10 protein-coding genes are annotated in these 12,640 nt (G+C 61.1%); 2 read left to right on the forward strand and 8 right to left on the reverse strand.

Features of this window, described 5'->3' with window-relative positions; all coding sequences use genetic code 11:
* Positions 1–186 precede the first annotated feature (186 nt).
* From FDG13_RS08445 to FDG13_RS08460, 4 genes are all read right to left on the reverse strand, one after another.
* Positions 187–1,935: a thiamine pyrophosphate-binding protein gene (locus tag FDG13_RS08445; RefSeq protein WP_180126685.1), complete on the reverse strand. Its 1,749-nt coding sequence runs from the start codon at positions 1,933–1,935 to the stop codon at positions 187–189.
* 61 nt (positions 1,936–1,996) lie between these two features.
* Positions 1,997–3,214 (reverse strand): MFS transporter, encoded by a 1,218-nt coding sequence (locus FDG13_RS08450; RefSeq protein ID WP_180126687.1) that lies wholly within the window; start codon positions 3,212–3,214, stop codon positions 1,997–1,999.
* Positions 3,215–3,268: 54 nt separating this feature from the next.
* Positions 3,269–4,879 carry a tetratricopeptide repeat-containing response regulator gene (locus FDG13_RS08455; RefSeq protein ID WP_180126689.1) on the reverse strand — a complete coding sequence of 537 codons (1,611 nt, stop codon included), beginning with the start codon at positions 4,877–4,879 and terminating at the stop codon, positions 3,269–3,271.
* Between the two features lie 24 nt (positions 4,880–4,903).
* Positions 4,904–5,596, reverse strand: coding sequence for a sensor histidine kinase KdpD (locus FDG13_RS08460; protein ID WP_180126691.1), 693 nt, complete (start codon positions 5,594–5,596; stop codon positions 4,904–4,906).
* Positions 5,597–5,749: 153 nt separating this feature from the next.
* Here FDG13_RS08460 and FDG13_RS08465 point away from each other — a divergent pair, with 153 nt between their 5' ends.
* Positions 5,750–6,217, forward strand: a complete 468-nt coding sequence (locus FDG13_RS08465) for a hemerythrin domain-containing protein (protein ID WP_180126693.1) — start codon at positions 5,750–5,752, stop codon at positions 6,215–6,217.
* Between the two features lie 64 nt (positions 6,218–6,281).
* Positions 6,282–6,977 (forward strand): hypothetical protein, encoded by a 696-nt coding sequence (locus tag FDG13_RS08470; protein ID WP_180126695.1) that lies wholly within the window; start codon positions 6,282–6,284, stop codon positions 6,975–6,977.
* An 83-nt stretch (positions 6,978–7,060) separates the two neighbouring features.
* On the opposite strand, the gene clpB is transcribed toward FDG13_RS08470, so the two are convergent.
* The 4 genes from clpB to FDG13_RS21065 form a co-directional block, all read right to left on the reverse strand.
* Complete coding sequence (gene clpB, locus FDG13_RS08475; RefSeq protein ID WP_180126697.1) at positions 7,061–9,676, reverse strand: ATP-dependent chaperone ClpB; 2,616 nt, start codon at positions 9,674–9,676, stop codon at positions 7,061–7,063.
* A 118-nt stretch (positions 9,677–9,794) separates the two neighbouring features.
* Complete coding sequence (locus FDG13_RS08480; protein ID WP_180126699.1) at positions 9,795–10,922, reverse strand: MBL fold metallo-hydrolase; 1,128 nt, start codon at positions 10,920–10,922, stop codon at positions 9,795–9,797.
* Between the two features lie 71 nt (positions 10,923–10,993).
* The gene (locus tag FDG13_RS08485; protein WP_180126700.1) at positions 10,994–12,040 is read right to left on the reverse strand and encodes an NAD(P)-dependent alcohol dehydrogenase; all 1,047 of its coding nucleotides are present in this window, start codon (positions 12,038–12,040) and stop codon (positions 10,994–10,996) included.
* Between the two features lie 28 nt (positions 12,041–12,068).
* Positions 12,069–12,629: a cyclophilin-like fold protein gene (locus FDG13_RS21065; protein WP_255435165.1), complete on the reverse strand. Its 561-nt coding sequence runs from the start codon at positions 12,627–12,629 to the stop codon at positions 12,069–12,071.
* Positions 12,630–12,640 lie beyond the last annotated feature (11 nt).

A 12,640-nucleotide genomic window follows, 5' to 3' on the forward strand; every position in this document is an offset into this window, starting at 1 on the left:
GGAACGGCAATGACCATGGATCGTGAGCGCCAAACACGGCGGTCGCTACCCGGGCCCATGGCCGTCCAGCAGTCTCACCCAAGCCGGGCCCACACGCCGCCCGCTGGCCCCAACAAATAGTGATCAAATATGCCTCTAGCCCTTATATAACAAGGTCCAACAGCTACTCTATCAAGAGCTGTTGAATCACCCTTGCTGGCGTGCCAGCGCGCTCTGGGTGATGCTGTTGAGTGAGCCCCGGGTGCTGATGGCCTGCGGGTCGAGTCGCAGCTCAATCAGCGTGCCTTGTGGCCGCGCCAGCGCCGCCAGCAACTCTTCCTCAAAGTCTTCGGTGCGGTCGATACACACACTGGCGTAGCCATAGGCCTGGGCCAGTGCACAGAAGTCCGGGTTGGCCAGGGGTGTGCCAGCCACCCGCTGCGGGTACTCGCGCTCCTGGTGCATGCGAATGGTGCCAAACATGCCGTTGTTGAGCAGCAGGATGATGCTTTTGGCACCGTGTTGCACGGCTGTGGCCAGTTCCTGCCCGTTCATCAAAAAGTCGCCATCACCGGCGATGGTGAAGGCGGTGCGCCCGGTGGTGATGGCTGCGGCAATACCGGCAGGCACGCCATACCCCATGGCGCCGTTGGTGGGGGCCAGCTGGGTCTTGTGGCCCTTGGCCAGACCATGGAAGCGGAAGTAACGGTGTAACCAGCTGGCAAAGTTGCCCGCGCCATTGGTCAACACCGCATCCTGCGGCAGATGCTGTTGCAACACCGCGATGATTCTCGGCATGTTGACCAGCCCCTGAGCGCTGTCCTGCGGCAAGTCGGCGATGTGGCTGGGTTGCAGATTGGCCAGGTAGTCGGCGTGGCTGTCGGTTGCCCAGCTGGCCCAAGGCAGCTCAGCGGGCGCGGGCAAGTCTTTCAGCGCGGCGGCAGCGCTGGTCACGCTGGCCTGGATGGCCAGGTCGGCCTGGAACACCCGGTTGAGCTCTTCGGCACTGGCATGGATGTGCACCAACGTTTGTTTGGGCCGGGGCGACTGGATCAGGGTGTAGCCACCGCTGGTGATCTCACCCAGACGCGCGCCGATGGCCAGGATCAGGTCGCTGTCCTGGATGCGTTGGGCCAGCCGGGGGTTGATGCCCAGGCCCACATCCCCCGCATACAGCGGGTGGTGGTTGTCAAAGGTGTCCTGAAACCGGAACGCATTGCCCACCGGCAGCTGCCAGTGTTCAGCAAAATGCTGCAGCGCCTGCGCCGCTTCGGTTGACCAGCCGCTGCCACCAGCAATGACCAGTGGCCGCTTTGCTTTTAAGAGCATCTCACCCAGCAACAACAAGGGCTTGGAGCCCATATCAGCCTCAACAGCGGCCACACGCGGCATCACCTGCGACAGCCCAGCCTCGGGCGCCATCACCTGGGCCAACATGTCTTCCGGCAGCACCAGCACCACCGGGCCCGGGCGGCCATTCATGGCGGTGGCAAAAGCACGCGCCACGTATTCGGGGATGCGTCGGGCGTCGTCAATACGCTCCACCAGCTTGGCCAAACCCCGGGTCGAGGGGCCAAAAAAACTCAGGTAGTTGAGCTCCTGAAACGCCTCGCGGTCACGCGTGTCGCTGGCCACATCGCCCACAAACAGCACCATCGGTGTGCCGTCCTGGTAGGCGGTGTGCACGCCGATGGAGGCATTGGTGGCACCCGGCCCCCGGGTGACAAAACAGACGCCGGGGCGGCGTGTTAACTTGCCATGGGCCTCGGCCATGAAAGCCGCGCCGCCCTCCTGTCGGTTGATGACAAACTGGATCTGCTCGCGGTACTGGTAAAAACCGTCGAGCACCGCCAGAAAACTCTCGCCCGGCACACCAAAGGCGTGGGTCACGCCCTGTTCAATCAGACAACGCACCAGCAGGTGCCCGGCAAGGTGGGGGGAAGTGCTTGAATTCATCGCAATATTGTCCTGCCAAATCCGGCCTGCCCGAGGCCCCGCAGACGCGCTCGACGCCGACTCAGGCCCGCGCCTGAGTCCGCTGCCCCACCCCCAACGCGGCCACCACACTGAGCAGCAACACAGCGGCCGCCCCCAGCAACGTGGCGCCATACCAACCCCGGTCCATGAAGGCACCAAACACCAGCGGCGAGATCGCAAAACCGGTGTCCAGCCCCGAATAAACCAGGCCATAGACCCGGCCGGTGGCGCCTTTGGGTGTGGCTTTTTTGATCATCATGTCGCGCGAGGGGCCACCCACCCCCACCGCAAAACCGGTGCTGGCCAGCACCACCATGCTCAGCGTCGGACCAAACAGGCCGGTGCCACACAGCCCGAGCAAGACCGCCGCCGCCGACATGGACAAGGCCACCACCCGATCACTCTGGCGCGCATTAGCCGCCACAAAGCCCCCCACAAAGGTGCCCAGCGCACCACACAACATGTACGCGGTGAGGGTGTAAGTGGCGGTCTCGAAACTGATGCCATGCAGCGCCTTCAAAATCGACACCGAAAAGTTCTGCACCACCGCCAGCGTCATGGTTGAGAGCAAAAAGAAGGCAAAACACCACCACACCACCGGCAGCTTCATGAAGGCCAGGCTGTGCTCGGCCGGTGTGTCAGCCGCGTGCACAGCCGCCTGGGTGCTGAGTTTGTCGCGGTTGAACAGCAACAAGGTGATGATGGCCAGGTACATGATCGCTGCCACCAGGTAGGCACTGCGCCAGCTGTACAGGCTGTTGAGGGTGACAAAAAACACCGGTGCCAGCGCCCAGCCCAGGTTACCGGTGAGGCCATGGGCACTGAAGGCGTGGCCCAGCCGGGACGCTGAGACACGCTGGTTCAGTATCGTGAAGTCCACCGGGTGAAAGGTGGCATTGGCCAGCCCAGCCATCGCCGCCACCACCAACAAGCTGCTGTAACCGGTGGCCTGCGACGCCACCAGGCAGGCCAGCACAAACAGGCCCAGCGCCGCAAACAACATTGGCCGGGCACCAAGCTTGTCCACCACAAATCCGGCCGAGGCCTGACCCACACCGGAAACCACAAAAAACGTGCTCGTCAGCAGCCCCAGCTGCGAAAAACTCAGGCCAAACTCGGTCATGAACACCGGAAACAGTGGCACCAGCAAGAGATGGCCAAAGTGCGAGGCCGCGTGGGCCAGCCCAACCAGGCCAATGATGGCAGCGTCTTGTTGCAGGGGGACGGGGGTGGGGAGCGTGTGGGTGGCAGAGGTCATGCGGCGATGTTATCGGCATCACCGAACCAAGCACCCGCGCTCAGGCGAAGCCCCTCAGGCCCGTTGCAGGCGCGCCAGCATCAGTGAATAGCTGTAAAACTTCTTGTTGCCAGGGTTGATCTCGCGCACCCGGGCCAGCAGCTCGCGGGCCTCGGCCGCCAGGGTGCCGTCATAACCAGCCTGGCGCATCTGGGCAATCAGCAGGCCACACAGGTTGAGGAGCATCACCTCGCTGCTCGGCAGTTTGGCCAGGGCCTCGCGCAATAACTTGGCCCCTTGCTGGAACTGCCCCTGCTTGGCCAGCATCACCCCCTGGTTGTTGATGTCAATGACTTCCTGGCGTGCGCTCTGGATCAGGGCCTGGCCGACATCGGCCAGTTGCTCGGCCTCAAACAGGCTTGCCACCGCACGCGAGAGCTGGGCGTTTTCATGGTTGTTCTTGATCACCTCACCCAGCAACTGGCAGGCCTTGTCGAGTTGCCCCAGTTTCAGGTGGGAGCGGGCCATGTCCAGCATCAGTTCCGGGCTGAGTTTGCCGTCCAGCTGGGTCACCAGCTTCTCGGCGGCCTGCATGGCAGCCTGGGCCTTGTCGGCCTGCCCGATCTTCTGGTAGATGCGGCTCTCGGTCACAGCGGTCTGCAGGGACGCCACCGGGTTGTAACGGAAATCGGTCTTGCTGCGCTTGAGCACATTCAGCGCCTCTTGTGACTCACCTTTGTCGAGCAGCACGTCGGCCAGCTTGGCATACACCGTCGCGTTTTTCTGGCTCGAGTGTTCACTGATCTTGATGTTTTTCTCAAAAGCCGCCTGAGCCAGATCCAGTTCACCATTCTTCAAGGCGGTGTCACCCAGGTTGTGTTGCCGCACCGGTGAGTTGGGCGAGAGCTTGACCGCCTCCAGCAGCACCTGCTGCGCCTGTCGGGTGTCACCCATGGCCTCATGGGTTTTGGCCAGCCAGTCCGCTGCTTCGATGTACATCGGGTTGTCAACCAGCACCTGCTGAAACAGGGCGACGGCACCGGCCAAGTCACCGGTGTAGAACTGCAGCTTGCCCAGCCCGGTGGCGGCCCAGGCCAGGTTGCGCTGTGCCAGCACCCACTCGTAGACCGAGCGTGCGGCATCAAAGTCACCCAGAGTCAGCAGCAGGTCACTCTTGATGCGCAGCACCTCATGCACAGGGGTGGCCTGGCTGCTGACCAACTGGTCACACTGGGCCAGCGCCGCGACAAAATCCTTGGCACGGATGGCTGCCTCGATACCACCAAGCGACTGTTTACGCGCCATGAGTTTTTCCAGGCGGCTTTGCAACAGCGCCTGGTTGATCGGTTTGAGCAGGTAATCGTCGGGTTTGATCTCGGCCGCCCCCATCACCATCTCGGCGGTTTTTTCGGCGGTGACAATGACCCAGATGGTGGAGACACCAATCAGACCCCGTGTGCGGGCCTCTTCCAGCACCTGCTGGCCGTTCGCCCCCGGGCCCAGGTTATAGTCACAGATGACGATGTCGTATTTGCTGCTCATCAGGTGGCTGATAGCGTCCCGGCCATGGCAGGCGGTGTCGACCCGGGTCATGCCCATCGACTTGACAAAGTCGCGCAGCATGGTGCGCATACTCTGGAAATCGTCAACGATCAGGGTGTTGGCTTGCTGCAGCGATAGCGCCATGGATATCTTTCAACGCGTGCCGGTTCAGGGCAGGGTCACGACAAAACACCCGCCTCCATACACGCCACCGTTCTCGATGCGCAGCGTGCCGTGCCGACCCTGGTTCTGGTGCAGGTGCGCGACCTGGGCCGAGAAGTAAAAACCCAGGCCGGTGCTGCCGTTGAAAAAATTGACGCCTTTGGGGGCTGCCACCGCGTCGTGGCTGAGCATGGACGCCGGGTAACCGGGGCCGTTGTCTTCGAGGCGCAAGGTCAGTTGGCCATCGGCCACATCAGCGGCCACACGGATGTTGTCGCGGGTGTAGTGGCAGGCGTTGTTGAGCGCGTTGAGTAACACACCGGTCATCAGGTCACGGTCAAAGTACCAGTCCAGCTGAGCCGGGCAGTCCACCGTCAGACGGATGCCCTTGAACGCCAGCACCGAGCGGATGTGAAGCACCGCCTCGTTGATCAGCTCTGCCACCGACAACTCGCGAATGTCCAGCGGGTAGGTGGATTTGCCAAACTTGTACAAACTGAGCAGTTGGATCAGGTTGGCGTTGACCCGGTGTGCCTGCGCCATCACCCCCACCAGGCTGTTGCAAGTATCCAGATCACCACGTGCTTTGGCGTCCTGCGCCAACTGCTCCAGCGCATGCACCTGCACATTCACCGAATTTTTCATGTCGTGCATCGATGACGCCATCAAATCGGTGAAGCTGATCTCGTCTTGTGGCATGGCACGGTGGCCTGGTTGCAGCAGGCGGCGGGTGGATGACGTTTGATTTTAGGGACAAACCCAGTGACCCAGACTGGCCAGCCCGGGCACCCAGCTGCTGGCTAGACTCGGAACTGTTGCCGCATTGGCACAGCTTTTCAAGCGAGTTTTTTCATGCCACCCCAACCCGACAGCAGCAGCGCCGCGCTGATAAAACACATCCTCAGCGAATTCCACGAAGGCCATCGCCGTGACCTGCCGGCCCTGATCAACCTGGCGCGCCAGCTGCCCGCCACGGGGGCCGCGCCGTCATTTGCTGACGAGTTGCAGGCTTTGATGCTGGACCTGGAGGCGCACATGTTCAAGGAGGAAATGCGCCTGTTCCCGATGATGGAACAAGGCGGCAACACCCTGATTGGCCTGCTGATCGGCGACATGGAGCAAGAGCACGCGCGCCACAGCCAGCACACGCCGCAGATGACCGCACGCCTGGCCGCGCTGCAGGTGCCACCCGACCACCAGGCCACGTTGAACGCCCTCAGAACCGGTTGGCAAGCCTTTTTGGCCGAGCTGGCCCAACATGTGGCCGCCGAAGACAACGGACTTTTCCTGATGTTCAAGACCCCCGTCACCGATGTATAAAACCACCTGGCACTCAGGATGACGTCTTAACCCACAGCCGCACGCGCGGCGATGAGGAGAGCCCATGTCGATCACCATCACCGCCCAACACCTCGCCGCCATTGCCGGGCGCCGCACCAACCTGATGGCCGCGCTGGCCGACTGGCTCAACCAGTTGTGCCCACAGTACGAGATCGACACACCTCAGGAGTTTTGCCAGTTTCTGGCGCAGGCCTGCCACGAGACGGACCATTTTGTGACGCTGCGCGAATACGCCTCAGGCCGCGCCTACGAGGGCCGGGCCGACCTGGGCAACACCCAGCCCGGTGACGGTGTGCGCTTCAAAGGGCGCGGCATTTTCCAGACCACCGGGCGTGCCAACTACCTGCAACTGGGCATCAAAAAGGGCCGCCGCGACCTGTTCATCAACAACCCGGCACTGCTGGAGCAGCCCGAGTACGCTGTCTGGAGCGCCTGCGAATACTGGCGCACACGTGGCCTCAACGACATCGCCAACCATGCTGATAGCGATGTGCTCAAGAAAAAATATCGGGGCAAGATCATCGATGTATCACCGTTGGAATACATCAGCCTGGCCATCAACGGGGGTTACAACGGGATGGAGGATCGCAAAAAGTTTTATGCCAAGGCGCAGCAGGTGTTGGTGGCAACCGAGGTGGCGCCCGCACCGCGTGGACGACCTGCAACACCCGCCAAAGCCAAACGTCTCAAACTCGCCAGCCCCAGGCGCCGCAGCAAAGCGCCCGTCGCCCCGGTGTGACGCTATCAAACTATAAAATCAAGAGCTACTAGCCCTTATTTAATAAGGGCTAGTAGCCTATTTTTCATATATCCCGACCGCAGTCAGGCCGCGGCATCGGGGGCAAAACTGAACTGCCCTGGCGCTTGGATCGGGTCCACATCGACATGAATGGTCGCCTTGGGCAAAAACTTGCCTTCCAGCAACAACTTGGACAGCGGGTTTTCAATACGCTGCTGGATCGCGCGTTTGAGCGGACGCGCGCCAAACACCGGGTCGAAGCCGACCTTGGCCAACTCGGCCACCGCCGCGTCGCTGACCTGCAGACCCAGCTCCATGTGCGCCAGCCGTGCCGTGAGCACCGCCAACTGGATCTTGGCAATGTCGGCAATGTGTTGGGCGTCCAGACTGTGGAACACCACGGTCTCGTCAATGCGGTTCAAAAACTCGGGGCGGAAGTGGTTTTTCAGCTCATCCGTCACCGCGTCTTTCACATCCTCATAGGGCAAGCCAACCATGGTCTGGATCATTTGTGAGCCGATGTTGCTGGTCATCACAATCACCGTGTTTTTGAAGTCCACAGTGCGGCCCTGACCGTCGGTCAGGCGGCCATCGTCCAGCACCTGCAGCAACACGTTGAACACATCCGGGTGAGCCTTTTCCACCTCGTCGAGCAGCAGCACGCTGTAGGGTTTGCGGCGCACGGCTTCGGTCAGGTAACCACCTTCTTCGTAACCGACATAACCCGGAGGCGCACCAATCAGGCGGGCCACGCTGTGTTTTTCCATGAACTCACTCATGTCAACCCGGATCAGGTGGTCCTCAGAGTCAAACAAAAAGCCCGCCAGTGCCTTGCACAGCTCGGTCTTGCCAACACCCGTCGGGCCCAGGAACAGGAATGAGCCAGTGGGCCGGTTCGGGTCGCTCAGGCCAGAGCGTGAACGGCGGATGGCGTTAGCCACGGCGCCAATCGCTTCGTCCTGTCCGATCACGCGCTGGTGCAACTTGGTCTCCATCTGCAACAGCTTGTCGCGCTCACCCTGCATCATTTTGCTCACCGGGATGCCGGTGGCGCGGCTGACCACCTCGGCGATTTCCTCGGCGCCGACCATGGTGCGCAGCAGTTGCGCCCCTCCACCGTCTTTGGCAGATTGGGCCTTGCCAGCTTCTTTGTCCTGAGCGGCCTTGAGCTTTTTCTCCAGATCGGGCAACTTGCCGTACTGCAGCTCACCAGCCTTGTTGTAGTCACCCTTGTCGGTCAGTGCCTTGATCTGGGCGCGCACTTTTTCCACCTCTTGCATGATGGTTTTGGCGCCCTGGGCCTGGGCTTTTTCAGCTTTCCAGAGCTCGTCTAGGTCGGCAATTTCTTTTTGCAACGCGGTGATCTCGTCGTTGATCAACTCCAGGCGTTTTTGCGAGGCTTCGTCTTTTTCGCGCTTCACGGCCTCGCGCTCAATCTGCAACTGAATCAGGCGGCGGTCTTTTTTGTCCATGACCTCGGGCTTGGAATCGAGCTCGATCTTGATTTTGGAAGCGGCCTCGTCGATCAGGTCAATCGCCTTGTCGGGCAGGAAACGGTCGGTGATGTAACGGTGGCTCAGCTCAGCCGCAGCCACGATGGCCGGGTCGGTGATCTGCACACCATGGTGCACTTCGTAGCGCTCTTTCAGACCACGCAAGATGGCAATGGTGGCCTCCACCGTGGGTTCACCCACCAGTATCTTCTGGAACCGGCGCTCCAGTGCGGCGTCTTTTTCGATGTATTTGCGGTACTCGTCCAGCGTGGTGGCGCCCACGCAGTGCAGTTCACCACGTGCCAGCGCGGGTTTGAGCATGTTGCCCGCGTCCATGGCGCCTTCGGCCTTGCCCGCACCCACCATGGTGTGCAACTCGTCGATAAAAACGATGGTCTGGCCTTCGTCCTTGGCCAGGTCTTTGAGCACGTTTTTCAGGCGCTCTTCAAATTCCCCACGGAACTTGGCACCAGCCAGCAAGGACGCCATGTCCAGACTCAGCACCCGTTTGCCCTTGAGTGAATCGGGTACCTCACCGGCCACAATGCGCTGCGCCAGGCCTTCCACAATCGCGGTTTTGCCGACGCCCGGCTCACCAATCAGCACCGGGTTGTTCTTGGTGCGGCGTTGCAACACCTGGATGGCGCGGCGGATCTCGTCGTCGCGGCCAATCACCGGGTCGAGCTTGCCCGCTCTGGCGCGCTCGGTCAGGTCAATGCAGTATTTTTTGAGGGATTCACGCTGGTCTTCGGCATCCGCACTGTCCACATTCTGACCACCACGCACCGTGTCGATAGCACTCTCCAGGCTCTTGCGAGTCAGCCCGTTGCTGCGCGCCAAGTCGCCCAATGTGCTTTTGGCATCACTGAGGGCCAGCAGGAACAACTCACTCGCGACAAACTGGTCGTTGCGTTTGATCGCCTCTTTCTCAGTAGCCTGCAGGATCTTGCCCAGCTCGGGGCCACCCTGCACCTGATCCTGCCCGGTGACCTGCGGCAGCCGTTTAACCGCCAACTCTGCACCGGCGAGCAAGCCTGGCACATTGACGCCAGCGCGCTGCAACAGCGCCTTGGGCCCGTCGTCCTGCTTGATCATCGCCACCAGCAGGTGCGCCGGTTCGATGTAGGCATGGTCATTGGCCAAAGCCAGCGACTGCGCATCGGCCAGGGCCTCTTGAAACTTGGTGGTGAATTTTTCGATACGCATGGCGCACTCCAAACAAAGTGAATTGCTTCACACATGGGGGCCTTGTTGGTGCTTTCAAGCGCTGGAGGGCGCACTCTCGTCTTGTGAGAGGTAATCTACGGGCTCACAAGACGAGCCGTCAGCGCTGCGGGAGTGCCTCCCACCACGCCGAGAATCTCTGCGCCCGGCCATCCAGGTAGATAGGGCGGCCGATTTCTGGTGTCCACAAGGCGTAGCTGCGCCCTTGGCTCGCGGCAGTGATACGTTTGAACGGCTCATCCCAGTCATGGGGCGAGATCGAGAAACGCCCGACGTGTCCGGGTGTCAACGCTTTGGCCCGCAGATCGTCAGCCGCGTGGGTGGCCTGCTCAGGGTTCATGTGGACATTGGCCCAACGCGGATCGTATTGCCCAGCGTCCAACGCCACCCAGTCGAACGGACCCAAGCGCCGCCCAATCTCGGCAAAGTGCGGCGCGTAGCCTGAATCGCCGCTGAAGAAGATGCGGCGCTGCGGTGACACCAGTGCAAAGCCAACCCATAAGGATTTGTCGCGGGTGAACGAGCGTCCAGAAAAATGCCGCGCCGGGGTGACTTGGATTTGCAGTTCCGGCACCGGATGCACGGTCGCGTACCAGTCGGCCTCTTGCACGGCACGTTTGTCGTAGCCCCAGGCCTCGAAATGCGCGCCCACACCCAACCCCGTCACCACCTGCTTGACCTTGGGCTGCAGCGCCTGGATGCTCGGGTAATCCAGATGGTCATAGTGATCGTGGGTAATCAGCAGAAGGTCAATCTCCGGCATATCGTTTGCCGTATAGATGCTGGTGCCGTCGAAGGCCGTGTTGACCATCGGCACCGGTGCGGCGTTGGTGCTGAACACCGGGTCGATCAAGATGCGTTGCCCACCCAGTTGCACAAAATAGGACGAGTGGCCCAGCCAGATCACCAGATCCTCTTTGACATCCAGCGCCTTCAGATCGGTTTTGAGTACTGGCAGCGCGCTTGGTGGACGGGGCTGGCCTTCTGGCCCAAAGAGGCTCTCCATCCACATCGAGAACTCGGATTGATCGGTGGTGCTCAGCGGCGAGTCAATCTGGTTGACAAAGACACCGTTGGCAAAGTTGGGCGACCGCGCTGTGCGTGCCAACCGCTCACCCTCGGGCAAGTGTCCAAACAACGGATGCTGCAAATAGGCGGCGATGGCAGCAACGGCCAAGACCCCAACAAGGGCCAAAACTTGAAACAGGCGCAAGCTGGTTTTTTTCATTCAAAGACGTGGGGATCTGCAAAAGCCCAAGGACGGGCGCAGTGCCGTCCTTGGGCCTGGGTGGTTGAACACTACGCCAGACTGGCGCAGTCGATAACAAAACGGTACTTGACGTCGCCTTTGAGCATGCGCTCATAGGCTGTGTTGATCTCGTCCATCTGGATCATCTCGATATCGGACACGATGCCATGCTCGGCACAAAAATCCAGCATCTCCTGCGTCTCGGGGATGCCGCCAATCATCGACCCCGCGAGGCTGCGGCGCTTCATGATCAGGTTGAACACGTTGGGAGACGGATGTGGCGTGGCCGGCGCGCCGACCAGCGTCATCGTGCCATCTCGCTTGAGCAAGGTCAGAAACGCGTCCAGGTCATGTGGCGCGGCAACCGTGTTCAAAATGAAGTCAAAGCTCTTGGCATGCGCCGCCATTTCCTCGGCATGGCGCGAGACGACCACCTCATCCGCGCCCAACAACTTGGCCGCTTCGCGCTTGGATTCAGACGTGGTGAAGGCCACCACGTGTGCACCCATGGCGTGCGCCAGTTTGATGCCCATGTGCCCCAGGCCGCCGATGCCAACCACGCCAACCTTCTGGCCCGGCCCGACCTTCCAATGCCGCAACGGCGAATAGGTGGTGATGCCAGCACACAGCAGCGGTGCCACAGCAGCCAATTGCGCCTCGGGGTGACGGATACGCAGCACATAACGCTCGTGCACGACGATCTGCTGCGAGTACCCACCCAGCGTGTAGCCAGGTGCGTCCGGGGTCGGGGCGTTGTAGGTGCCGACCATGTGGTCGCAGTAGTTCTCCAAGCCTTCGTCACAGTCCTCGCAGTGTTTGCAGCTGTCAACGATGCAACCAACACCCACCAGATCACCGACCTGAACGCCTGAGACGTGTGCACCCAGGGCGGAGACCCGGCCCACGATTTCATGCCCTGGCACGCAGGGGTAAAGTGTTCCGCCCCACTCGGAACGCACCTGGTGGATGTCAGAGTGGCACACGCCGCAGTAGGCGATGGCGATCTGCACATCGTGCGCGCCTGGCGTGCGCCGTGTGATGTCAATCGGTTCAAGAGCTCGGTCAGCCGCATGGGCGCCATAGGCTTTGATGGTCATGGTGTGTTGTCCTTGGTTTGGGAAAAAATTACTTTTTGGAAAAATGGATCCGCACCGACCGCTGGCCCAAGGCCTGCGCCAGGCCCTCTGGGTCGTCCACCCGGCCCAGTCGGGTATAGGCATACGAGGTGTCGAAGCTCAGATAAAAAACAACCAGGGTGCTTGAGCCGTACAGCATCAGGTCGCCATGGTGGATCGTTCCCGGTCGGCTTGCACTCACCGGCAGCGCTTGGGGCAACTCGGCATGTTTTTCATTGCCGTTGAGGTCTGCCATGTTGAGCGTCAGCGGCAGCTGCGCGGCAAATGCACGGGCCGCGGCATGGTTGGTCAAGGTGATGGCAAAGCGACGTTCACCGACAGTCATCCACATGCGTGATTCCTCCAGGTTCAGCGCTGGTGCAACCGCCTGTGCGACAGCCAAAGTGCGTGGGCTGGGAACGGGTGGCTGCTCGGCGTCACAAGCGCCGCCGAGCACCAGCAGGCCGAGTATCAAGCCAAAGCCCCGCAGTTCGCACCAGGCTCGGGGATGTTGGATCTTGTTGGCGAAGGGGCGCTGGCCAATGCAGGCGCGAAGGCTGCTGAGTGTCAAAACATGTATCC

Origin of the sequence: Rhodoferax sp. BLA1 (assembly GCF_013416775.1) — a bacterium.
In the GTDB taxonomy this organism is placed as follows: domain Bacteria; phylum Pseudomonadota; class Gammaproteobacteria; order Burkholderiales; family Burkholderiaceae_C; genus Rhodoferax.